Origin of the sequence: Paraburkholderia haematera (genome assembly GCF_905220975.1) — a bacterium.
Taxonomy (GTDB): domain Bacteria; phylum Pseudomonadota; class Gammaproteobacteria; order Burkholderiales; family Burkholderiaceae; genus Paraburkholderia; species Paraburkholderia haematera.
On record NZ_CAJNBK010000015.1, the window covers coordinates 123,444 to 145,662 of the forward strand.

At 63.9% G+C, this 22,219-nt stretch carries 19 protein-coding genes; 6 read left to right on the plus strand and 13 right to left on the minus strand.

Annotation, left to right across the window (positions count from 1 at the left end):
- Nucleotides 1-171 precede the first annotated feature (171 nt).
- The 7 genes from KHO23_RS23385 to KHO23_RS23415 all read right to left on the minus strand — a co-directional run bounded on the left by KHO23_RS23385 (nt 172) and on the right by KHO23_RS23415 (nt 6,482).
- Nucleotides 172-1,605, minus strand: a complete 1,434-nt coding sequence (locus tag KHO23_RS23385) for a hypothetical protein (RefSeq protein ID WP_236066961.1) — start codon at nt 1,603-1,605, stop codon at nt 172-174.
- Nucleotides 1,606-1,707: 102 nt separating this feature from the next.
- Entirely contained in the window at nt 1,708-2,508 is an 801-nt protein-coding gene (locus KHO23_RS23390) for a peptidase C39 (RefSeq protein ID WP_211613595.1), read from the minus strand.
- 6 nt (nt 2,509-2,514) lie between these two features.
- Nucleotides 2,515-3,189 carry a C39 family peptidase gene (locus KHO23_RS23395; protein ID WP_236066963.1) on the minus strand — a complete coding sequence of 225 codons (675 nt, stop codon included), beginning with the start codon at nt 3,187-3,189 and terminating at the stop codon, nt 2,515-2,517.
- Between the two features lie 111 nt (nt 3,190-3,300).
- Nucleotides 3,301-4,704 (minus strand): hypothetical protein, encoded by a 1,404-nt coding sequence (locus KHO23_RS23400; RefSeq protein ID WP_211613599.1) that lies wholly within the window; start codon nt 4,702-4,704, stop codon nt 3,301-3,303.
- A gap of 29 nt (nt 4,705-4,733) precedes the next feature.
- Nucleotides 4,734-5,381 carry a hypothetical protein gene (locus tag KHO23_RS23405; protein ID WP_211613601.1) on the minus strand — a complete coding sequence of 216 codons (648 nt, stop codon included), beginning with the start codon at nt 5,379-5,381 and terminating at the stop codon, nt 4,734-4,736.
- Nucleotides 5,378-5,866, minus strand: coding sequence for a hypothetical protein (locus KHO23_RS23410; RefSeq protein ID WP_211613603.1), 489 nt, complete (start codon nt 5,864-5,866; stop codon nt 5,378-5,380). The genes KHO23_RS23405 and KHO23_RS23410 overlap by 4 nt, the downstream gene beginning before the upstream one ends.
- A 64-nt stretch (nt 5,867-5,930) precedes the next feature.
- Nucleotides 5,931-6,482, minus strand: coding sequence for a hypothetical protein (locus KHO23_RS23415; protein WP_211613605.1), 552 nt, complete (start codon nt 6,480-6,482; stop codon nt 5,931-5,933).
- 535 nt (nt 6,483-7,017) lie between these two features.
- Here KHO23_RS23415 and KHO23_RS23420 point away from each other — a divergent pair.
- On the plus strand, nt 7,018-8,412 hold the full coding sequence (locus tag KHO23_RS23420; RefSeq protein ID WP_211613607.1) for a sigma-54 dependent transcriptional regulator: 1,395 nt from the start codon (nt 7,018-7,020) through the stop codon (nt 8,410-8,412).
- Between the two features lie 144 nt (nt 8,413-8,556).
- Entirely contained in the window at nt 8,557-9,528 is a 972-nt protein-coding gene (locus KHO23_RS23425) for a thymidylate synthase (protein ID WP_211613609.1), read from the plus strand.
- Between the two features lie 125 nt (nt 9,529-9,653).
- On the opposite strand, the gene KHO23_RS23430 is transcribed toward KHO23_RS23425, so the two are convergent.
- Nucleotides 9,654-12,206: a DUF6600 domain-containing protein gene (locus KHO23_RS23430; protein WP_211613611.1), complete on the minus strand. Its 2,553-nt coding sequence runs from the start codon at nt 12,204-12,206 to the stop codon at nt 9,654-9,656.
- A gap of 183 nt (nt 12,207-12,389) precedes the next feature.
- On the minus strand, nt 12,390-13,103 hold the full coding sequence (locus tag KHO23_RS23435) for an ArsR/SmtB family transcription factor (RefSeq protein ID WP_211613613.1): 714 nt from the start codon (nt 13,101-13,103) through the stop codon (nt 12,390-12,392).
- Nucleotides 13,104-13,324: 221 nt separating this feature from the next.
- On the opposite strand from KHO23_RS23435, the gene KHO23_RS23440 reads away from it, so the two are divergent.
- From KHO23_RS23440 to KHO23_RS23455, 4 genes are all read left to right on the plus strand, one after another.
- Nucleotides 13,325-13,468, plus strand: a complete 144-nt coding sequence (locus tag KHO23_RS23440; protein WP_211613615.1) for a hypothetical protein — start codon at nt 13,325-13,327, stop codon at nt 13,466-13,468.
- A gap of 137 nt (nt 13,469-13,605) precedes the next feature.
- Nucleotides 13,606-14,880, plus strand: a complete 1,275-nt coding sequence (locus KHO23_RS23445; RefSeq protein WP_236066964.1) for an MFS transporter — start codon at nt 13,606-13,608, stop codon at nt 14,878-14,880.
- Nucleotides 14,880-16,016 (plus strand): GlxA family transcriptional regulator, encoded by a 1,137-nt coding sequence (locus tag KHO23_RS23450; RefSeq protein ID WP_211613617.1) that lies wholly within the window; start codon nt 14,880-14,882, stop codon nt 16,014-16,016. Before KHO23_RS23445 ends, KHO23_RS23450 begins: the two co-directional genes overlap by 1 nt.
- Before the next feature lie 123 nt (nt 16,017-16,139).
- On the plus strand, nt 16,140-16,646 hold the full coding sequence (locus KHO23_RS23455; RefSeq protein WP_211613619.1) for an acyl-CoA thioesterase: 507 nt from the start codon (nt 16,140-16,142) through the stop codon (nt 16,644-16,646).
- Nucleotides 16,647-16,667: 21 nt separating this feature from the next.
- On the opposite strand, the gene fumC is transcribed toward KHO23_RS23455, so the two are convergent.
- The 4 genes from fumC to KHO23_RS23475 all read right to left on the minus strand — a co-directional run bounded on the left by fumC (nt 16,668) and on the right by KHO23_RS23475 (nt 22,031).
- The gene (gene fumC / locus KHO23_RS23460; protein ID WP_211613621.1) at nt 16,668-18,068 is read right to left on the minus strand and encodes a class II fumarate hydratase; all 1,401 of its coding nucleotides are present in this window, start codon (nt 18,066-18,068) and stop codon (nt 16,668-16,670) included.
- A 16-nt stretch (nt 18,069-18,084) separates the two neighbouring features.
- Nucleotides 18,085-19,692: a phospholipase D family protein gene (locus tag KHO23_RS23465; RefSeq protein ID WP_211613665.1), complete on the minus strand. Its 1,608-nt coding sequence runs from the start codon at nt 19,690-19,692 to the stop codon at nt 18,085-18,087.
- A 359-nt stretch (nt 19,693-20,051) separates the two neighbouring features.
- Nucleotides 20,052-21,464 carry an MATE family efflux transporter gene (locus KHO23_RS23470; protein WP_211613623.1) on the minus strand — a complete coding sequence of 471 codons (1,413 nt, stop codon included), beginning with the start codon at nt 21,462-21,464 and terminating at the stop codon, nt 20,052-20,054.
- A gap of 348 nt (nt 21,465-21,812) precedes the next feature.
- On the minus strand, nt 21,813-22,031 hold the full coding sequence (locus KHO23_RS23475) for an RNA-binding S4 domain-containing protein (protein ID WP_011489423.1): 219 nt from the start codon (nt 22,029-22,031) through the stop codon (nt 21,813-21,815).
- Nucleotides 22,032-22,219 lie beyond the last annotated feature (188 nt).

A 22,219-nucleotide genomic window follows, 5' to 3' on the forward strand; every position in this document is an offset into this window, starting at 1 on the left:
CTCCTGAGGGAGCGCCAAAGAGACTTCCGACGGGCGCTTCCCGAGGATTTCCGTTGCTCGTTTCACAGGAACCTCCTGCGCCCGGGCAATCGAAAGATGAGCGCCGGAGGGCGGTGTAACGCTGCTCAGATGGGGTGATTCGCGCACGATCAACCTCGTATCGTTGACACGTCAAAAAGTGTAGGGAAAGCGCACACCGATCACGAAATTCGGCGTGTCGGGCGTGAGGCCGACGGACACCGAACCGTTGATCGTCAAATGCTTGTTCACTACGTGATTCAAACCGAAGGTCAGTGCGGCAGCGGTGGTCTCGCTGCCCGGCACCTTCGAATAGGTTCCGCCTGGCGCCTTGGTTTGCGACTCGGGTTCCAGCGCCATCGTGTACGAGATGCTGGCCGAGTCCTTGTCCGAGAACGCCAGTGCTACACCGCCGCCGAACTGCACGACGTCGCCGATCTTGACCGTCGCCGGTTCGGTCTGGCCGATGACCGACGAGATGTCCGAGAACGAGCGGGCAATGTTGTAGGTGTACGAAACGCTGCCGAACAGCACGACCGGATCGTAGGTCTTCAACACCGACAGACCCGCCGTGATGTTCCAGAAACCGGTGCCGGTGGGCAGCTTGGTGGGGGCGACGAGGTTGGTGTTGTTGGCATCGACCTGCGCCAGCTTGATGCCGAACGGCGACGAACCGGTCGGCGCCTTGATGCGCAGGCTGCCGACCATGTCCGGCAGATTGTTGGTTTCCTTCAGGAACTGGTAGTAGATCCCGAAGTTGACGTCGCCAATGTCGCTCGAATTGGCCGAGGCGTCCGAGACCGTATTCGCCGCGCCGCCGGCCCCGCCGACGATGAAGTTGCTATGCCGGTAGATATAAGGCACGTCGACGTCGACACTGATGCGGTCGGTCAGACCGTAGCGCGTGTCGAGGTCGGCCATCACCTGGTGCGATTTGGTTTCGCCGAGGTTGATGTTGCCGAGGAAAATCGCGTCGAGCGCGAGGAAGCCGGACAGTTGCAACTGGCGGCGGTCGTAGTAGGTATCGTTGATACCCCAGTCGAGGGTCAGCTTGTGCTCGAACAGCGGCGTGTGCTGCTGGCTCTGCACCACCGCGTCTTCCGATTGCGTGCGCACCGGTTGCGCGGCCTTCTGCGTCTGGCCGACCGCGCCGCTGCCGTCGGTTGCTGCCGGCAGGCCGCCTCCGCTGCTGTTGTCTGGCACCGGTGGATTGACCGGCACGCCGGTTGCCGTGCTGCTGCCCGGCGCGGGCGTGCCCGGGTTCACCTGGGCCAGCGGCGGCAGCGGCACAGGCAGGCCGTCCGCGCCGGGTTGCTCGGCGACAGCGCCATTGCCGGTCGGCTCACCGTAACCCGGTGCGCCCCGGCCGCGCTGCGCCATTTCGAGGTTCGTGACCTGCCGTTCGAGTGAGACGATCTGCTTTTGCTGCTCGCTGACGACGCGCATGAGCGTGTTCAGCCGGTCTTCAACCGATTGATCGGCGAGCGCCTGCGCGCTGACCCCCTGCGATAGCGCAAACAGCATGGCTGCGGCTGGAATCGCCGCTAACGCCATGCGCGGCGCACTGGTCCTTGAGAATCTGATCATTTTTGTTCCCCCGGTATTCTGACCGCGCGTCGCGTGTTTCCTTGTGCGTCGAGCGGTCGCTTTGATGCCTGGTCTCCTTTCTGATCGGGTGGGCGGCCCGTGTTATCTCCTTACGGTGTTTTGCAGCGCTTGCAGGACGCCTATCTGGCGCAGCATCGAGGCCGACATCTGTTGCGTCTGCAAATGCAGTTGCAACTGGTTGGCGACTTGCTGGTTATTGCCTGCAATCTGCAAGAGTTGGGCGATCATGCCGGCCTGTTGCGCGCTGGCTGGCGCGACGGTCTGGGTGGCGATACCGGTTGGTGTCTGCAGCGCAATCGAAATGCCGCCGTTGGCGAGTGTGACGGAGGCTTTCACCGAGCCGTTCGCATTACTTGCGGCGGCCGACGTTGCGTTGTTAAAGGACCCTCCCGTCAAGCTGCCTGGCGAGGCGTCGAAATCGATCAGCGCCTGGTTGGTGCCGAGGTTGCCGTTGCCGGCCACCTGGGCGATCTGCGAGACGCCGTTGACGTTGACGTTCTGGCCGCCGCTCGCGTGGGCGTTGTGGTTGGCGCCGCTGCCTGAGGGGCCGTTCGGGCCGGTCACGGAGGCCGATGAATTGAACTGGACGCTCGGATGGTTGGGGTTGTTGGTACCGATGGCGAGTGCGCCCGAGGCGACAGCGGTGGCGCCATTGGGCAACTGCCATTGCGACAGCAGGGTGATGACAACGCCTGAAATGATGTCCCCAACAATACCTTTGCCGGTCTGGTTGGCGAGGATGGTGTCGTCGACGGGTTGCAGCTTGAGGGCGCTGACGTCTTCAAACACTGTCGACGTCTGCTCGGCAGCATGTGCGACTGAAGCAAGGCCGCACGTTGTGAAACACAACGCACAGCCTATGGTGACTAAGTTTCGGTCCATGATGAGTCAGAACAACTCTGCCTTTATCAAACCGTATTCAACAAAGGGAGTCGCAGCCGTACCGTTTTCCAGCGCACGTTCGCGCAGTTTTAGCGCGAGCGACTCGTTGCCTTGCAAGAGCGGAGAATCCTCCATAAATGGCTTGCCAACGACCGCGAACACGAGGCCGTTCCATTTCTTGACGAAGTCGTCTTCCATGACGATGCGGTTGCCGAGCGCTGGGTCGGCAATGAAGACGCGGCTGTTTTCCGCGTGCTTGACGATGACGAAGTGCTCGTAGCCGTCGCTGTTCATCAGCACGAGCACGGGAATCTGCAGGTGATAGAGCGCTTCGGAGGTGACGCGGAAACCCCGGCCGCGCAGGCCGATCGTTTCGACGAACTTCTTCATGTCGAGCATCGAGAAGCCGTTCTTCACCACCACTTCGGGTGTCGAAAACACCATCATGCGGCGGATCATTTCGGTTTCGGGAATGTCGATGCCGTAGCCGTACTTCAGCAACGTGGCGAGAGCGGCCGAGCCGCAGCTGTAGTCGTAACGCTGCGAAACGATGTGGTTGTAGCGTAGCTCGCGGATCGAGCGCACGTTCATATCGAACGGCACGCCCGCAGCAGCGTTCATGGAAAGGGCACTCTGCGCGTGGCCCGTCTGCGACAGCACGAGTCCAGCGAAGAGTGCCATAAAAAAGCCACGCGTTACCCTGCTCACCCCGAACATGGTCTATCCCCCCCACTGCGGAGACAGCCGGTCAGCCCGAAGGCTGACCGGTGTCTTCCTGCGATGCAGCTTTAATTACTGATGCGACACGCTGGCGACTGCAAGGCCGTTGTGTTGCAGGTTGCCTACACCCGACGCGATATTCACGCCGATGTTGCCGTTAGCGTGGTTAAGCGCACCCGCGCCGAGCGTCGCCGAGCCGGTGAAATGGCCATTGACGCCTGCATCGGCCGTCTGGCAGTTCTGGTCGCTGGCGATGACTTCGCCACCTTGCATACTGCCCTTGTCATGATCCCAGCCCATACCGCTGCTGCTGCTGTCGGTCGTAGCCGATGCTGCCAGGCTGTTGTTTTGCACGTTGCCCACACCCGAGGCCACGTTCACGCCGATGTTGCCGGTTGCATTGGCCAGTGCGTTTGCGCCGACGGAAGCAACGAAGTTGAAGTCTCCCACTTTCGCCGTGCCCATCGACGATTGGGTCGAGTAGATCTGAGCGGTACCGAACACGGGGCCGACATCCATGTTCGACAGCGCGGCGTCGTTGGACTGGGCGTTGTCTACGCCGGAGGAGATGTTGACGCCGATGTTGCCGCTTACGTTGGCCAGCGCGCCACTGCCGATGCTGGCGGTCATCTTCGTCGCCTTTTCGGTGTTGATGTGCTGGGTGATGGTGCCCATGACTGTGACCGATCCCGAATTTTCGTCGAAGTTATGGGACCAGCCATAGGCGTGGCTGCCTTCCGAGAAGCTGGCATGGGCCTCGTCGCCATAGCCGCTGCGAGTTTGCGTCGCGGTGCTCTGGCTGGCTGCTGCGTAGCCGCCGTACGCCACGCCGTAGCCGGCTGCCTGGGCAGCAAGCCCGCCGCCGAAGTTCTCCGACGCGTGGGTGTTCAGCGCCCCAGCGAAGCCTGCTGCAACGCCGCCGAAGATCACGCCCGGGCCGCCGCCAAGACCGGCGATAAACCCCGCTGCGAGGAAACCGTTCGCGGAGGCATGGGTGTTCACATAGTTGTAGCCCCTGTACGACGATTCGATGCCTGTCGCGAAGCCGCCGCCTGCGATAAACGCGGCGCTCGACGAGGCCGAGCTGGTTTGCGTGTTGCTCTTGTTGTAGGCCCAGGCGTTGTTGCTATACGACTGGCTCACCCCCCAGCCGCTGCCGCTGCCGCTTTCATGGTCCCAGGCCTTCGTCGTGTCGATCGTGGTGGTCACCTTGCCGGAGGTGTAGCTCTGCGGTGGCGTTTTCATGTCGACGCCGCCGATGCTCACGTTCTGGGTATTGTTGACCGTGGCGCCGGAACTGCTCGACACGTCGACCTTGCCGCGCAGCGTAATGAAGCCGAATTCGCCGATGTCGGTATAGACGTTCGTTGCCGTAAAGAGCTCAGCCGGGTCGCAGCCGGCCGTGCATCCTTCGGCGTAAGCCGAACCTGCTGCCATCGTTGACAGGACAGCCGCTGCAATGAGTGTGCGCTTCATGATGACGCTCCGATAAAGAGTGTGGCTCGTTAGAAAAAGGTGCCCGCCGGGGGACGGAGCACAAAACTGTTTGAACTGACGTTACCTGAGCCGGCTGTCTGGTTGATCTGCACAATCCCACTGACGTTTTTGAGCGCGTCCGCACCGATGGATACCTCGCGTGCGTCGTGGTTATCGCTAGGCCTTCCCAGACCACCGCCTTTGGCGGTCGTAGCGGATAGCACCCCATCCGCTACGATCTCCGCTCCAGTCGGTCCAGAGCCGACGACGGCACTGTTCCGCTGGAGATTCCCTACACCCGCCGACTGATTCACTTCGATAAGGCCAGAGGTGTTTGAAAATGCATTACTGCTGATCGTGCTTTTCGCGGCCGTCGTCCTGGCGTTCGTGTCCGCGCTTTGCGAGCTGCCGATCAGATTGAGAGGGACTCGTCCGTTGGTGAACACGCCCTGGTTCGCTTGCGCGTTGTCGAGGCCCGCTGCTTCGTTGATGGCCACGACACCCGTCGCGCCGGCGGCCGCAGCGTTCCCGATCAGCGCCTGCGCGTCGACGAGCGCGGGTGGCGTTTGAGCATGCGCCGCGACGCTTGCACAGCCGAGCAATGCCCAGGCGAGCAGGGACCAGCGCGATTGCTTGCGTGACGGAAGGCGCCTGGCCGGTGCGCGTGAGGTTGTCATTTCATGGCTCCTAAAGCAGCGCCCAGGGGGGCGAGGGCACCGTTGACCGACTGGGCAATCGAGCTGCCGATTCCACCGGCGCCGCCGAAGCTGGCGCCTGCACCCACTGGAACGGCGTTGCCGTTGCCCGCGAGCATGTGCTGGATGCCGTTTGCGCCGACCAGCGATGGCATAAAGCCGTTGCCGGTGATGCCGGTGGTGCCGTGCGCGCTGTTCAGGTCGAGATCGCTCGCCATCGTGCCGATCGAGCCATCGAAAGCCGCCTTCGGGAAGGTTTGAACCTGCACGGAAATCGGGTCCTGGTTCCTCGGCACCGGGACAAACGCATCTCGCGGCGTAATGTCACGCTCGATGACGAGGTTGCCCGGCTGGGTCGCCTGCGCGGCGGCACTCGTCGCGGCACCGGCAGCGAGCACGCCGATCAGCACGGACAGCAGGGCTGCGCGGGGGCTGCGGGTGCGCGGCATCTGGGTTGAGGCGTTCATGTCAGTTCCTTGCAGGCGGACGTTCGGCCGGCGCGGCTTATGGCGTCGAGCGGGCGTCGTTCCACTAATTTCTCTGGTAGCTCGTCACGTTGCCTTGCGCCGAGCGCGCAACGTCGACGGGAACCGGCACCTGCGACGGCGGGGCGATCTCGTCCCACAGCGTCACGCCGTTGCTGCCGCTATTGAAGCTGCGCATCATTTGCGGGGTAGCCGCGACCATCAACATGCCGCCGAAGCCGCCGCGCTGGCGGGACAACGCCTGATCGTCCAGCGCGAGGTTGTCCGGCGACGCGGCGTCGGCGGGAATGCTCAGCGCGTTGCCGGCCAGATCGCTGCGGGATGCGGCGCGGTCGTCCGTGCCGGCCACGGCGTTGTCCACCGCGGCGGCGCTCGCCGTTTGGGTGGCCGCGATGTCCGGGGCCGCCACCGCTGCGAGTGTCGTGCTCGCGAGGGTGACGGACCCGGCATCCGCGGTTTCGCTCATCGTGGCCGCTTGAACCAGTGCGGATTCCTGTGCATTGACGCCGGCGGGCAGCACGATCAAGGCCATCGCGGCGGCGCACAATGTGGCGCAAGGTGCAAAGTTGCTCAGGTCGATGCGGAAAACGAGTCGCATGATGTGTCTCCTTGGTGCACAGCATTTAGCGAAACGTGTGCCATGAGTCGCAATCCATTGGTGCGTCTGGAGGGGACTCGCTTACCGCGGAGTAACAACTGAGAAATCGGGTAAAAACGTTTCAGCGCTGAAACGGCAGGCAGAAAATACCTGTAATTCGTTAAATCCGACGGAATGAACCACTTGGGGTGAACGCCAGGAAAAGCGCTTCCACAATGCTTTTATTCATAAGCTGAATAAGTATTGATCGCCCTCCTTGCCTTGCTGGACAAGGGGTCTCCGATTAAATTCGCATAATTGTTTTCCAAGTGGCGCGCGTATAGTAAGCTCTCGAAAACAGCTTCAGATTTAAAAAAGCCCGCTAACGGGCCGTCTCAAACACACACGCCGCTTTCTTGGGGATCAGCTGTCCGCACGGAATGGAATGGCCGTTCGGGTTTTGCTATTTCGCGAATCCCGAACGAGTCAGCGTGTCTGAACTCCGGTTCAGGTGCGTGCGTCATCCTTAACGTTCGTTGACGAGAGGATCTGAATAATGGAACCCGCAACGCGGCAACTGATTTACGTTTCACGCGATCCGAGCGCGGAACTGAATACGCGCTTCCTTCAACGCGGCTGGCATGTCGAAGTCGTGGGGTCGGCGCGCGAGGTACGCCGTGCTGTTCGCGCCGGAATGGCAGCGGGTGGCTTGCTCGATCTGTCTAGTGAATTTCAGCCACACGAAATCGCCGCCTTTGAGTCCTGTCTGACCATCCCGAACGTCGGCTGGGTTGCGGCCACCACACCCGGACAATTGCAGGACGCGGCCTTGCGCCGGCTCGTGCGGGACTATTGTTTCGACTACGTAACGGTGCCTTACTCGGGCGACAGGATCGTCGATTCGGTCGGTCACGCGTACGGCATGATCTCGCTCGGCGAGCCGGCATCGAACGATGGGTCGACTGGCGCTGAAGGCGAAATGGTCGGGTCGTGCGACGCGATGCTCGCGTTGTTCCGTTCGATCCGCAAAGTGGCAATGACCGACGCGCCAGTGTTTATTTCGGGCGAATCGGGCACGGGCAAGGAGTTGACCGCGGTCGCGATCCACGAACGCTCGGCGCGCCGCAATGCGCCTTTCGTCCCGATCAACTGCGGCGCGATTCCGCCGCATCTATTGCAATCCGAACTATTCGGCTATGAGCGCGGCGCGTTCACCGGCGCCAATCAGCGCAAGATCGGCCGCGTGGAAGCGGCCAACGGCGGCACGCTGTTCCTCGACGAAATCGGCGATCTGCCGCTCGAAAGCCAGGCGAGCCTGCTGCGCTTCCTGCAGGAACGCAAAGTGGAGCGGCTGGGCGGCCACGGTTCGATCGACGTCGACGTGCGCATCATCTCGGCCACCCACGTAGATATGACAGCCGCGATGATCGAGGGACGGTTCCGCTCCGACCTGTATCACCGCCTGTGCGTGCTGCAAATCGACGAACCGCCGTTGCGCGCACGTGGTAAGGATATCGAACTGCTTGCCCGGCACATGCTGGAACGTTTCAAAAAAGATGCAAGCCGCCGGTTGCGCGGTTTCGCACCCGACGCCATTGCTGCGCTGCATAACTACGGCTGGCCGGGCAACGTGCGCGAGTTGATCAATCGCGTGCGGCGCGCCATCGTGATGTCGGAAGGGCGCGCGATCACGGCGCGCGATCTCGAATTGGCCGAATACGTGGAGATCGTACCCGTGTCGCTCGCGCAGGCGCGCGAAGCGGCCGAACGTCAGGCGATCGAGCTTGCGCTGCTGCGTCATCGTGGCCGTCTCGGCGACGCCGCGCATGAACTCGGCATTTCGCGCGTGACGCTGTACCGCCTGCTGTGCTCACACGGCATGCGCCATATGGAAGGCGAACCGCTGGCCACACCGCACGGCGAACTGCCGGTCTCGGTGCCGCATCTTTGACGGACTTTTCAGCCGATATTTTCTCCGCCGCGCGCCCCGACCGGGCGCCGTCCGGCCGCGCTTGTTAAAATCGGGTTTTCCGCTCAATCCGTGGCGCATGCTCCTGACCCAAGGGCCGGAGCGCGCTTCGTCGAAGGAACCCGCATGAAACAATACCTCGACCTCGTCCGCACGATTCTCGACACCGGCACGTGGCAGGAGAACCGCACCGGCATCCGCACCATCAGCATGCCGGGCGCCATGTTGCGCTTCGACCTCCAGCAGGGCTTTCCCGCGGTCACTACGAAAAAGCTGGCGTTCAAGTCGGCGGTGGGCGAACTGGTCGGGTTTCTGCGCGCCTCGCGCAGTGCCGCGGACTTTCGCGATCTGGGCTGCAAAGTGTGGGACGCGAACGCCAACCAGAATCCGCAGTGGCTTGCCAATCCGTATCGTCAGGGTCCGGACGACCTCGGCGACGTCTACGGCGTGCAGTGGCGCCAGTGGCCGGCCTACAAGGTGCTGGACGCAGGCGCGAGCGCGCAACGGGCCGACGCCGCCGCGCGCGGCTTCCAGGTGGTGACGGAATTCGAGGAAGACGGCAGCCGCAAAGTGCTGTTGTACAAAGCGATCGATCAGTTGCGGCAGTGTCTCGACACGATCATGCAGAACCCCGCCGACCGGCGAATTTTGTTTCATGCCTGGAACCCCGCGGTGCTGGACCAGATCGCGCTGCCGGCTTGCCACCTGCTTTACCAGTTCCTGCCGAACGTCGCGCGCCGTGAAATTTCGCTGTGCCTGTACATTCGCAGCAACGATGTGGGCCTCGGCACGCCGTTCAATCTGACCGAAGGCGCGGCCTTGCTGCATCTGGTCGGGCGCCTGACGGGTTATACACCGCGCTGGTTCACCTATTTCATCGGCGACGCGCACATTTACGAGAACCAGCTCGATATGCTGCAGCAACAGCTCAAGCGCGAACCGTATGAAAGCCCGGCCTTCGCAATATCGGACCGCGTGCCGGACTACGCTAAAACCGGCGTGTACGAGCCGGAATGGCTCGAGAAAATCGAACCGTCGGACTTCTCGCTGGTCGGCTACCGCCACCACGAGCCGCTTACGGCGCCGATGGCGGTCTGAATACGTCCTGAGCGCCTGCTCGCAGCTTGCTCAAAGAAAAACCCCCGCGATGCGAATCGCGGGGGTTTTTTCTTACCGCCTTGCGGCCGTCAGGTTGCGCGCGCTGTTAGCTGCGCGGGTAACCGTTAGCCTTTGTGGTGCTCGTCACGGTTGCCGCCGCCCGAATGCTGTTGAGCCTGCTGCGGTTGAGGTTGAGGACGCGGCTGTTGGGCCTGCTGCGGACGCGGCTCAGGACGAGGCTGCTGAACCTGCGGCGGACGCGGCTCAGGGCGAGGCTGCTGCACCTGCTGCGGACGCGGTTCAGGACGAGGCTGCTGCACCTGCTGCGGACGCGGTTCAGGACGAGGCTGCTGCACCTGCTGCGGTTGCGGTTGCGGACGAGGCTGCTGCACCTGCTGCGGTTGCGGTTGAGGACGCGGCTGCTGCACCTGTTGCGGTTGCGGCTCAGGACGCGGCTGCGGTGCCTGTTGCGGCTGCGGATGAAATTCCTGACGCGGTTGCTGCAGCGCCTGTTGCGTCGGTTGCGGCCGTGGCTCCTGCGGTTGAGCGCGTACATCAGGCGCCCGCTGCGGCTGTGCTTCCGGCTGACGCTGAACCTGTTGCTGCGGCTCAGGACGGGCCTGGCCCTGCGGCTGGCGTGCTTGCTCCTGCGGGGCACCATGTTGCTGCGCCTGTTGGGCCATCGGCGTGTGTGGCTGCGTCCATGCAGGTTCGTGCCGTCCTTCCGCGCCCGGCTGTTGTCCCGCTTGCCCTGGCATGCCGTGCTGCTGCGCATTAGCGTTCGGGTTGCCGCCGTTCGCTTGCGGTGGACGCGGCACGCCATTGGACGGACGAACCGCCTCGCCGGGTTGCTGGTGGAGGTTGGCCATTTGCGGTGGCATGCCCGGCCGGGCTTGCGGTTCGCCGCCACGTTGCGGCTGACCGTTGACCGGCGCTTCGCCGGGTCGCTGACCAGCCTGTTGCATGCCGTTTGGAATACCCGGAGCACCCGGCGCTGCACCCGGCGTCCGGCCTGCCATATGCGACTGCACGACCCGCACGTTCTGCGCCGGCATGGCTCCCGGAGCGCCGGCCATGCGAGCCGGCACCGAGGTCCGCACGATCGGCTCGCCCGCACCCGGCACCCGTCCGCCGCTCTGCGCAAAGCGCTGCGCGAGACTGTCGTGATACGCGGCCGGCACAGCCGGACTACGCGTGGCGACCACCGGACGCGCCATCACGCCAGCCGGCGGACGGTAGTTCGCGTTACGCAGACCCGGTCCGAAGCTTTCCTTCACCGGCGCGATGCCCGGGCCGCCCGGATTGATCTTCGCGTTGCGCCACTGTTGCGGGTCGACCTTCTGCGCGAAGCGGCCGACCGATTGACCATGCACGAAGGCCGTTGCCGGCACGGCGGTCACGCCACCTGGCGCGCGATAGTTGATATACGTGTTGTGAATGTTGGTCACATTCACGTTCGTCACGTTGCGGTTGTAGTTGTTGACGACGGTCGTGTTGTTGACACGATTGTAGTAACCGGGGCTCCAGTGATCGTGATCGCCCCAGTGCGGGTGCCACGGCTCGCCTGGGCCCAGCGGGAACCACGCCACGCCGGCCGCGACCGCGCCGCCGATCGCGAGACTCACACCCCAGTTGACCCCACCGCCACCGCCGCCGACGAAGGCAACCAGTGCCGGTGCGTAGACGGGCGGTTCGCTGACTTCAACCGGTCCCGGCACCCACGCCCACTGGTCGTCGTCGTAGGCCCAGCGGCCATAGTGGTAGGGCGCGAAGCCCCACGGCGCATCGTCGACCCAGGTCCAGCCCCACGGCGCTTGCCACACCCAGTGGCCGTCGTGATAAGGCGCCCAGCCGGCCGGGGTTGCGCGCGGTACCCACACTTCACCGTACTGCGGGCTGCTGCGCCACGTTCCGTTGGCGTCGAGATCCTGATAGCCGGGGATGTCGCGCGACACGTAGCGCGCCGACACCGAGCGGTCTTCCGTAGCGTCGCGGCTCGCCGCCCATTGATCGAAACCGTCGAGACCGGGCGCGCCGTTGTCGGCGACCTGTTGCAGGTTGGTGCCGGCAAAACGAACCTGCTGGCCGGCCGCAACCGGCACCTGGCCGCTGTCGCCGTACACGGTCGCGCTGCCGCTGCGCACGGTGACGGTGGTGTTGCTGCCGTCCGGCGCGACGTCGACGCGGTAGTCGCCGGGGCCGTTCAGGCCGAGCGCCAGATTGGGCGTATCGATTTCATAGGAGGAGCCGGGTGCCAGATCGCGTACCCGCGCCGACAACGTGCCCTGCGCGACCTTCAGCTGCGCGCTGTTGTCGTCAAGATTGAGGACGTCGAGGCTGGTGGACTGGCCGAGGCGCACCGCGGTCGAGCCGATATGCAGCTCGGAGCGCGCGTTCTGATCGTTCCACAACTGGTCGCCGGTGGTGAGCGGGCGATTGATTTGCGCATACGACCAGTCGGTTGCGCCGGCAGGCTCGGTGGTCACGGCGCCGGCCGTGTAGTTAAGACGCGCCACGCGCCCCGGCGGATCGGTATTCTGCGAGGCAGCGCCCGGCGGCGCCTGTTCGGCTTCCTGCGCCAAGGTGGCTTGCGCCGCGAACAGGAATGCCGCAGCGGCAATCAGCGTGTAGCCAGTAATCCGGCGCTTCGAATGTTGGGGTGTGGTCAGTGTTCTCATGATTTATCTCCGACGGGCGCGGCATTTTGCAGCATCTGTGAGAATCACTCTACCCGTACGGTTTGTTTCAAGACCCCCAACTTTGTAAGGCCCCCTCGCGAGCGTGTAACAAAAGGTCTCGATAAGGCGATTCGTAAGCTGATTGCGAAAATTCTGTAATCGTCTCAAGCGGTTAAGCACGACTTACGCGGCCAGAAACGCGTCGAAATGCCGGTGGCCCGCTGGCGTGATGCGTAAGATCCGCGGGCGGTCGGTGCGCTCGACCCAGCCATGAGCCGACCATGAATCGAGCAACGCCGCGCCGAGCGCACCGCCCAGGTGCGGACGCCGTTCGCTCCAGTCGGGACAGGTGCAGGCAAAGCGGCGCCGGCGGCTCTTTTGCACCGACATGTCGATGCCCCAATCGGTGAAACGGGCGGCGCCGTCGGCAGTGGCTTCGAGCGACGAACCGTGCAGCGTCAGCAGACCGCGTTCGACCAGCCGTTCGAACACCCGCACCGACAGTTCGCCCGCCATATGGTCGTAGCAGGTGCGGGCGTAGCGCATGTCGACCGGCACAGTGCGCACCGGACGCGGCACGGCCCGTTGCGGGGCGCTGACCTGCGCGACGTTGGCGAGTGCTTCGATGGAGGCGGCGATATCCGGCGAGGCGATCCGGAAATAGCGATGCCGGCCGCGCACTTCGAGCGCGAGCAAGCCGCCGTCGGTCAGACGCGCCAGATGAGCGCTGGCCGCCGACGGCGAAAGCCCGGCGATCATCGTCAGTTCGCCGGCCGGCCGGGCGCTGCCGTCCATCAGCGCCCACAGCATCGCGGCGCGGCCCGGATCGGCGAGCAGCGCACCGATGCGGCTCAAGCCTGGAAAGTGGTTTTGCTCGTCGGCGAAATGTGCGGGCATCGTGCGTCTCCGGTTGGCGGCGCGGGCAGGGCGCCAGGCAACCCACTGTATCTGGCTGCCGTATTCGATGTTTCAGCTTAACGTGAATTGTCGAATGCGGCGGCTACGAAAATCCGGCGGCTCGGCAGGTTAGTGCTTACTTCCGTGCTTCGGAGCCGCTTCGGAGCCGCGCCAGGCCGCCAGGCTAGAATCGAACCCTGTCCTTGCGGGAACATGCTGTCATGAAAATTCTACTTGCCGCCGCTGCCGCGGTTCTGCTGTTCAGCGCGTGCGCGCAGGGCGGTTCCGGTTCGAGTTCGGGTGCGGGCACGGGCAGTATCACGATGTACGGCACGATCGACGAAGGCATTACGGTCCACAAGTAAGCCCGAGCCGGCCTCGGTCGCTTTTTCAGGTCGGTGAGGGTCGCGGTTGGCTGGAATTGATGCATCATTGTCATTTCTGCCATCACCGGCCATGTGACGATCTGCGCATCGCCACTTTCGCCGCCCGAGGCCGACCGATGCCACCATCCGCCGCTGCTCCCACCACCGCCTCTCGTTTCGCCGCCAGTCAAACCGGCTCCGGCCATTCCGATCCCGGCGGCCGGCGCGCCGCGCGCGTCCTGGCAGTCTGCCAGGCGCTCTACACCTCATCTGTCTCGATCGATCTGACCTTGACCGGCCTCGTCGGCTACACGCTTGCCGACGACAAGGCGCTCGCGACGCTCCCGTTCTCCCTGATTACCGTCTCCGCCGCATTGACCACGATCTTCGCGTCGTTCCTGATGGCGCGCATCGGCCGGCGCGCGGGCTTCGTGCTCGGCGCGGGCGTCGGGGCGCTGGGCGGAGCCGTTTCCGTCTGGGCGATCTTTCATCACAGTTTCTGGGCTTTCTGCGCCGGCACGGCGACTGTCGGCGTATTTCAGGCGTTCGCGCAGTACTACCGGCTGGCGGCCGCGGACGCTGTCGGAATCGAAGGCAAAAGCCGCGCGATTTCGACCGTGCTCACCGGCGGCGTAGTAGCAGCCGTGTGTGGGCCGCTTCTCGCCGCATGGAGCAAGGACTGGCTCGCGCCGGTCGCGTTCGCGGGCTCCTACGCACTTGTCACGGGATTCGGACTCGTATCGATCGCCATGCTGGCACTGCTTTATCGCGACGCTGGACCGCACGCGAGCGTAGCCGTGACTCGCGAGCCGGCCCGGCCGCTCGGCGAAATCGTCCGGCAGCCGATCTTTGCCGCCGCGCTCGCCAACAATGCGCTCGGCTACGCGGTGATGATGTTCGTGATGACCGCGACGCCGATTGCGGCGGTCGCATGCGGCCACACAATCGGCGACGGCGCGGCGATCATTCAATGGCACCTGGTCGGCATGTTCGCGCCGTCGCTGTTTTCCGCACGGCTGATCGGGCGCTTCGGCGTGCTGCGGGTGATCGGCGCGGGGATCGCACTGTCGGCGCTGTGCGGTGTGCTGGCGCTGCGCTCGACCGATCTGCCGCACTTCTACGCGGCGCTCGCGTGCCTGGGCGTGGGGTGGAATTTGATGTTCGTCGGCGGATCGACGCTGCTCGCCCAATCGTACCGGCCGTCAGAGCGGGCCAAGACGCAGGCAACCAGCGAATTTACGACCTTTGCGTTTTCCGCGCTGGGCTCGCTGTTCGCGGGGCAATTGCTGGCGCGTTTTGGCTGGGCGACGATCAATGCCGCGATTTTTCCGCTGCTCGGGATGGCGGCGTTGGCCACGCTGGCGTATGCGTGGTCGAGTAAGCGGCAATCCGCCGCGGAGGGGGTTTCCTGATGACTGCACGTCATATCGTTTTTGCGGTGGCGCCCGAGCTTGTGTTGCTCGATGCGTGTGGGCCGCTCGAAGCATTCTGGCGCGCTGAATTGACGATGGCGGCTGCGGCTGGCGTTGCAGGTGGGTTGGCCGGTGCGGGCCGAGTCGACGACCCGGTTGGATCAGGCGGCGCAACGGGCTCGATCAACTCGAACAGCAAACCCGCCGGGCCGATAGCCTATCGCGCGACCGTCGCGTCGATCGACGGCGGCGTATTGCAAACCTTCCCGGGTCTGCCAGTCGTCACCGAACGGCTTGATTCGCTCGACGACCAGCCGATCGACACGCTGATCGTCCCCGGCGTTCCGATCGACGAACACTGCACGCTGCAGCCGGAACTCGTCGCATGGATCAGACGCCGTGCGCCCCAGGCGCGGCGTGTGTGCTCGGTCTGCACGGGCGCCTTTTATCTGGCGGCGGCGGGCCTGCTCGACGGTCGCCGCGCAACCACCCACTGGCGCGAAGCGCCGCATCTCGCGCGCCGCTTCCCCAACGTGCGGGTCGACGCCGATCCGATCTTCATCCGCGACGTGCGCGACGGGGAAGGCGAGCGTGCCGTCTGGACATCGGCGGGCGTGACGGCGGGCATCGACCTGGCGCTGGCGCTGATCGAAGAAGATGTCGGCCACGCGGTCGCGATGCAGGCGGCACGACGGCTGGTCGTGTTCATGAAGCGGCCCGGCGGCCAGTCGCAATTCAGCGCTGCGCTGGCTGCACAGGCTTCGGCGGGCGGGCCGTTCGAGGCGCTGCACAGCTGGATGGCGGCCCATTTGCGCGACGACCTGTCGGTCGAGCGACTAGCCGATCGCGCGCAGATGAGCCCACGGACCTTCGCGCGGCGCTACGTCGACGAAATCGGTCGCACGCCGGCTAAAACCGTGTCGGCATTGCGTCTGGAGGCGGCCGCGCGGGTGCTGGCGGAGTCGCGCCGGCCGCTTAAGCGGATTGCGCTCGATTGCGGCTTCGGCAGTGAGCAGAACTTGCGGCGCGCGTTTGTACGGCGCTTTGGCGTCTTGCCGCTCGAGTATCGGGAGCGTTTCGAGTCCGCCGTTGTGCCGCATCGTGAGTCGGCTAGCGCGGCCGCCGAGGCGAGTTAAATGGCTCAGTGAGGGGGCGGTCAGGGCGCGCAAAGCAGGATAAGCCCACTCAACCCGCGACGCAGTCAATATTGCGCTCGTATAATCGCCTCCTTTACACGCATCCGATTGACCGGAGTCAACATGAGCACCCCTGCCTTAGCGCCGCTGGACCGTTCCGAAACCACCTTCCGTTTTTTAGCCGAGCCCAGCTCGGTCAACTTTGGCGGCAAGGTGCACGGCGGCGCGTTGATGAAGTGGATCGACGAGACCGCGTACGCGTGCTCGGCGGTGTGGTCGGGGCGTTACTGCGTGACGGTCAGCGTCGGCAATATCCGCTTTCGCCGGCCGATTCTGGTCGGCAACCTGGTCGAATTGCGCGCGCGCGTCGTGACGACGGGCCGCACCAGCATGCACATCCACGTGTCGGTGCAGGCCGGCGATCCGAAGGGCGGCGAGTTGCTGCAAACCACGGATTGCCTGGTGGTGATGGTGGCCGTCAATGAGAACGGCCACCCGGTTCCGGTGCCGGCCTTCGTGCCGGAAACGGATGAACAGAAGCGCCTCGCCAAGTACGCAATGGACGTGAAAGAAGCGCTCGACGCGATCGTCGAATTGAAGCCGGAAGAAGTGGCGCAAGGGAAGGTTTAAGCGGCGCCGGTCATCCGATGATCACCCGGCCGAATGCCCGACCATATCTTTCGGCCGCACCCATTCGTCGAACTGCTGCGCGGTGACGTAGCCGAGTGCGAGCGCCGCCGCCTTCAGCGTAGTGCCTTCCTTGTGCGCTTTCTTCGCGATCTGCGCGGCCTTGTCGTAGCCGATGTGCGGATTGAGCGCCGTCACCAGCATCAGTGATTCGTTCAGCAGCGTATCGATGCGCTCGCGATTCGGCTCGATGCCCACGGCACAGTTGTCGTTGAAACTGTGCGCGCCATCGGCGAGCAAACGGATCGATTGCAGCACGTTGTGCGCGATCATCGGCCGGAACACGTTCAATTCGAAGTTGCCGCTCGCACCGCCGATATTTACCGCGACGTCGTTGCCGAACACTTGCGCGCACAGCATCGTCAAGGCTTCTGACTGGGTCGGATTGACCTTGCCCGGCATGATCGAGCTGCCCGGTTCGTTCTCCGGAATCGCCAGTTCGCCGAGTCCGCAACGCGGACCGCTCGCGAGCCAGCGAATGTCGTTGGCGATCTTGTTCAGGCTCGCCGCCACCGTTTTCAATGCGCCGTGCGCGAACACCAGCGCATCGGCCCCGGCCATGACTTCGAATTTGTTCGGTGCGGAGACGAACGGCAAACCGGTCAGCTTGCCGATCGCGGCCGCCACCTTGTCCGCGAATTGCGGATGCGCGTTCAACCCCGTGCCGACCGCCGTGCCGCCTTGCGCGAGTTCGTATAGATGCGGCAGCGCGGATTCCACGTGACGAATGCCGTGATCGAGTTGCGCAACGTAACCTGAGAACTCCTGGCCGAGTGTCAGCGGCGTGGCGTCCTGCAAGTGCGTGCGGCCGATCTTGACGATGTCGGCGAAGGCTTTCGCCTTGACCTCGAGCGTATCGCGCAGCGTCTTCAGCGCGGGCAGCAAATGTTTGACGATCCCGTAGGCGGCGGCCACGTGCATCGCCGTCGGGAACACATCGTTCGACGACTGGCCGCGATTCACGTCGTCGTTTGGATGCACCTTGCGCGCTTCGCCGCGTTCGCCGCCGAGCAGCTCGCTCGCGCGATTCGCGATCACCTCGTTCAGGTTCATGTTGGTCTGGGTGCCGGAGCCGGTTTGCCAGACCGCGAGCGGAAATTCGCCCGGGTGCTTGCCGTCGATGATCTCGTCGGCCGCCTCCATGATCGCCTTCGCCTTGTTCCCGTCGAGCACGCCCAGACCCTCGTTGACCTCGGCGGCGGCGCGCTTGATCACGGCCAGCGCGGTGATCAGCTCGGGCGATTGTTTCTCTGACGAAATGCGGAAATTCTGCAGCGAGCGCTGAGTCTGTGCGCCCCACAAACGAGCGTTCGGCACTGCGATCTCACCGAACGTGTCGCGCTCCATTCTTACGTCTTCGGTCATGGTTCAACTCCGCTTCTCAAAGTTGTGCGTTAACAGGCAATAGGGAGAATAGACCCGTTAGCGCGTTCCGGTAAAAACCCGCCTGCGGATCGAAAATATAGGTGCGGCGCGCGCCATTCTCGACGTCGGTCCAGACGAGCGGCGAAAGAGGTGCGCCGATCGAGCGCAGATAGGCGAGTTGCGCCGGGTCTGCGAGCGTGACGCGATAGCTGATTTCGGGAGCGATTGCACGCTCGAAGATCTGCGCGACCTGTTCGGCGAGCGGTGGGCTATGGATCACCAGCGTTTGCTCAGTGTTCAGATTGGCGGAGCGCGGATCGAGATTCATCGAACCGATCACCAGAATCTTGCGGTCGATAACATAGGTTTTTGCGTGCAGGCTGGTTCGCGAGTTCGATCCAATCAGACCGGTGCGCGACGCTTTCTGCTGCGGTTTGTATTCATACAACTCCACGCCCTGTTGCAGCAGGGGCACGCGAAAAGGGCTATAGCCGGCTTGCACGGCCACCGCGTCGGTTGCGGCGAGCGAATTGGTCAGCACGGCGATGCGTACGCCCCGATGGGTCAGTTCGCCGGCCGCTTTGACGCCGGTCTCGTGCGGGACGAAATAGGGCGAAATGATCAGAAAATCTTTCTGCGCGTCGCGCATCAGCTCGCCCAGTCGCTGCATGGGCGGGCTGACGTAGTCCGGCGACGGATGTTCGATCTTCTCCGGCCGGTCCGCCTTGAATTCGGCCGGCGCCCAGGTCAAGCCGAGTTGATCGTTGGCAATCTGCGACGCGAGCGGCGTCGCGTTCAGCGGTTTCGCGTTGTATGGATCGGCGTTGGTGCGCCAGTGCTGACGTAAATCGTCGCGGGTCTGGTCGAGCTCCTTCGCGTCGAACTTCTGTTTGTTCAGCACCCGCAGCGGATAGGCGATGCTGCTGTTCCAGTAGTCGTCGAAACTGGCGGAGACGTCGGCGGTAATCGGGCCGGCGGCGAGTACGTCGAGGTCGCGGAACTGCAGCGTTTCGCTGGCGCTGAAATATTCGTCGCCGAGATTGCGGCCGCCCACGATAGCCAACTGGTTGTCGGCGATCATCGACTTGTTGTGCATGCGGCGCGTGAAATGGCCGATCTGCGTGAAGACGTTGGTCGTGCTTTCGACCATGCCTTCCTGCGCGCTGCCGAACGGATTGAAGACGCGGATATCGATGTTGTCGTGCGAGTTCAGGCCCGCCATCGTGCGGTCGATGTCGTCGAAGTTCAGATCGTCGACCAGCATGCGCACTTTCACCCCGTGGTCGGCCACGTAGAGGGCGGCGCCGAGCAGCAGCTTGCCCGTGGTGTCCTCGTTGGCGATGTAGTACTGCATGTCGAGCGTTTTCGTCGCCGCGCGCGCGAGCGCGATGCGCATCTGCAAGGCGTCGGTGCCGCTCGACAGGACCCGGAAACCGGATTCGTTCGGATGCGCGGCTTCGAGCGGTGCAAGGGCCGTGTGAAGTGGCGTTGTTTCAGTGGCGGGCAGTGCGTGGGTAACCGGACGGTCGAACGCGGTGGCGGGAGGCTTGGTGGCGCAAGCGGTCAGGCATGCAGTTGCGCAGCACAGCAGGAAGACATGTCTTGTCGAGCGCCAATGCGGCATTCCCCCAACCACCCAATCTCCCACTCCCCAAAGGGGACCTCTTTCGGAGCGAGCGGCTTTCTTCGGTGCGGAGGACGTTCCTTTGAGCAGCGAATCTTCTTCCGGGCTCAGGACTTCCGACGGGGTGGAGGACCTCTCCCAGGGCGTGCCGAACGCGCCCTCGCGATGCAGCGCAGTCTGATTGTGATTGTGACGCCACCACACGCTGTTTCTCCCTTTTGCAGGCTTCTCATGGCGGCAGCGCATACGGCTCGATCACGCTGTCGGGGAATCCATTCTAAGGGGAATCGGGCGTGCGAGCCTTCAAGATCGGCGGCACGATCAGTTCGACCGTACGCGCCGCTTCGGCTTTGCCTCGGTCACTTCGCCGGGGCAGGCGGTGCGTCTGGCGTGACCGGCACGCGCCGCAAGCTGAGTTTGTGAAAGCGGAGCGTCATCAGCAGCGCAACGCTCGCGAGGCCGGCCGCGAGTCCCCACCACAAGCCGCGCGCGCCCATCCCGAAGTGAAATGCCAGCACGTAACCGGTCGGAAAGCCGATGACCCAGTACCCGAAGGTCGCGGCGATCATCGGCACGCGGGTGTCCTTCAGGCCGCGCAGGCAGCCTGAGCCGACCGTCTGCATGCCGTCGACGATCTGGAAGATCGCGGCCACGCCGAGCAGCGAACTCGCCAGTGTGACCGTCGCTTTGTTGGCCGGGTCGTCGAGATGCAGATACAGGCCGACGATCCAGTGCGGCGCGGCGATCAGCACGATGCCTGACAGCGTCATGAAGCCGACGCCGAGCGCGAGCGCGACGAAACCCGCGTGGCGCGCGGCGAGTGGCTGGCCGGCGCCCGACCAGTAGCCGACCCGCACATTCGCCGCCTGGCCGATCGCGAGCGGCACCATGAAGGCCACCGAGGCGACGTTCAACGCGATCTGATGCGCGGCCAGTTGCGATTCGCCGAGCAGGCCGACCATCAGGCCGGTGGCGAGGAACAGGGTCGACTCGACGCCGTAGGTGATCGCGACGGGCCAGCCGATGCCGAATAGCTCGCCCATCAACGGCACGTTCGGCCGCGTCGCGACGACGAAGTGCTTGTAGCGTGGCCGCAGATGCAGCAAAGCCATCAGCACCAGCGCGCTCAGCCAGACGGTGATCGAGGTGGCCGCCGCCGAACCGAGAAAACCTAAGCGCGGCAGTCCGTAGACGCCGTGAATCAGTCCGTAATTGAGAAAACCGTTGACGAACACGCTGACAATCGACACCCACAGGAGCCGCTTGGCCGCGCCGATGGCCGGCAGGAATGAACGCATCAGGCCAACGCCGATCAGGCTGCCGAGCGAGCCCCAACGCAAGACCGCCGCGTATTCGCCGACGTTGTGCGCAAGCAGCGCGGGTTCGCCGAACGCCAGCAGGATCGGCGTGGCGAACGACAGCAGAAAGAACGCGGGCACCGACAGCAGCACCGACAACACAAAGCCGGTCCAGTAGATATGCGGCACCCGGCCCTCGTCCTGCGCGCCGCGTGCATGCGACACGCTCACGCTGACGGAGGTGAGTACACCCTGCAGCAGCGTGACCACGACAAAGAACAGGTTGGCGCCGAGGCCGCCGGCGGCGAGCGCGTCGGGGCCGAGCGAGCCGAGCAGGATCGTGTCGGTCACGCCCATCGCCATTTGCGAAAGTTGCGCGATGGCGAGCGGGGCCGCGAGCCGGGCGGTGTCGGCGGCGTGGCGGGTCAGGGTCGGCGGCCGGGCGGCCACCCGGGTGAAGCCGGATTGAGTCATGGAGCGCTTGAAAGCGGAAGGGGCGACAGCGTGGCGGCGGACGCGAGCCGGACGATTCGCGGGGCGTGCGCGCTGCCGGTGGGTGGCGGAATGCGGAGGCTCACCGAAAGCGTAGGGCGGCTGTCAGCCGATTGTTTGTCTGTCGAAACTGACAGCTTATTGCTTAGGCGCGGGGATGTCGATGGAGGAAGCACGATTTTGGTGCGTGCGGTCTTCCGAGTTTTCGGACTCGACGGCCTGGATGACGGACCGTTGGCCGGCGGTCTTCGACCTGGGGCTCTTTGCCGCCAGTCGCCGGGCTAGCGTTTTTTGCCTGCAAATGTGACCCGGGACTGGCGATGCAACGCATCAAGCCTCATGCACTGCAATTCGCGTATCGCCGAGCAGCACGACCTGACCCGCGCGGATTTTGCAGGTTTTACGCGTTTCGACCCGGCCGTCGACGGTCACCGCGCCGTCCGCGACCATCATTTTCGCCGACCCGCCGCTGTCCGCGAGCCCCGTTATCTTCAGGAGATTGTGCAGTTCGACGTAATCGCCGGTCAGTGTGAAATCGAGGTTGGGCATAGCGTTTGCGCCTTGAAGCAAAGGGTTCGCATCATAAGCCAGAAGCTTGCCCTGAATGAAAGCCACTGTGGTGCCGGACTTCGCTCAGGCAATTGCAAGCAGATGTTATGTAGTTGTCAGAAAATGAAACGTTCCGTAACACCGGTCGTAAGTTACGAACTTCACTCGTAAAGTGGGGGTCTGTAGTA

What these genes read in the sequence shown, in the direction of transcription:
- KHO23_RS23465 (WP_211613665.1), bottom strand. Translation starts at nt 19,692, where the DNA reads ATGCCGCATTGGCGCTCGACAAGACATGTCTTCCTGCTGTGCTGCGCA.
- KHO23_RS23450 (WP_211613617.1), top strand. Translation starts at nt 14,880, where the DNA reads ATGACTGCACGTCATATCGTTTTTGCGGTGGCGCCCGAGCTTGTGTTG.
- fumC (WP_211613621.1), bottom strand. Translation starts at nt 18,068, where the DNA reads ATGACCGAAGACGTAAGAATGGAGCGCGACACGTTCGGTGAGATCGCA.
- KHO23_RS23400 (WP_211613599.1), bottom strand. Translation starts at nt 4,704, where the DNA reads ATGAAGCGCACACTCATTGCAGCGGCTGTCCTGTCAACGATGGCAGCA.
- KHO23_RS23430 (WP_211613611.1), bottom strand. Translation starts at nt 12,206, where the DNA reads ATGAGAACACTGACCACACCCCAACATTCGAAGCGCCGGATTACTGGC.
- KHO23_RS23395 (WP_236066963.1), bottom strand. Translation starts at nt 3,189, where the DNA reads ATGGCACTCTTCGCTGGACTCGTGCTGTCGCAGACGGGCCACGCGCAG.
- KHO23_RS23385 (WP_236066961.1), bottom strand. Translation starts at nt 1,605, where the DNA reads ATGATCAGATTCTCAAGGACCAGTGCGCCGCGCATGGCGTTAGCGGCG.
- KHO23_RS23445 (WP_236066964.1), top strand. Translation starts at nt 13,606, where the DNA reads ATGCCACCATCCGCCGCTGCTCCCACCACCGCCTCTCGTTTCGCCGCC.
- KHO23_RS23455 (WP_211613619.1), top strand. Translation starts at nt 16,140, where the DNA reads ATGAGCACCCCTGCCTTAGCGCCGCTGGACCGTTCCGAAACCACCTTC.
- KHO23_RS23425 (WP_211613609.1), top strand. Translation starts at nt 8,557, where the DNA reads ATGAAACAATACCTCGACCTCGTCCGCACGATTCTCGACACCGGCACG.
- KHO23_RS23470 (WP_211613623.1), bottom strand. Translation starts at nt 21,464, where the DNA reads ATGACTCAATCCGGCTTCACCCGGGTGGCCGCCCGGCCGCCGACCCTG.
- KHO23_RS23420 (WP_211613607.1), top strand. Translation starts at nt 7,018, where the DNA reads ATGGAACCCGCAACGCGGCAACTGATTTACGTTTCACGCGATCCGAGC.
- KHO23_RS23415 (WP_211613605.1), bottom strand. Translation starts at nt 6,482, where the DNA reads ATGCGACTCGTTTTCCGCATCGACCTGAGCAACTTTGCACCTTGCGCC.
- KHO23_RS23440 (WP_211613615.1), top strand. Translation starts at nt 13,325, where the DNA reads ATGAAAATTCTACTTGCCGCCGCTGCCGCGGTTCTGCTGTTCAGCGCG.
- KHO23_RS23390 (WP_211613595.1), bottom strand. Translation starts at nt 2,508, where the DNA reads ATGGACCGAAACTTAGTCACCATAGGCTGTGCGTTGTGTTTCACAACG.
- KHO23_RS23410 (WP_211613603.1), bottom strand. Translation starts at nt 5,866, where the DNA reads ATGAACGCCTCAACCCAGATGCCGCGCACCCGCAGCCCCCGCGCAGCC.
- KHO23_RS23405 (WP_211613601.1), bottom strand. Translation starts at nt 5,381, where the DNA reads ATGACAACCTCACGCGCACCGGCCAGGCGCCTTCCGTCACGCAAGCAA.
- KHO23_RS23475 (WP_011489423.1), bottom strand. Translation starts at nt 22,031, where the DNA reads ATGCCCAACCTCGATTTCACACTGACCGGCGATTACGTCGAACTGCAC.
- KHO23_RS23435 (WP_211613613.1), bottom strand. Translation starts at nt 13,103, where the DNA reads ATGCCCGCACATTTCGCCGACGAGCAAAACCACTTTCCAGGCTTGAGC.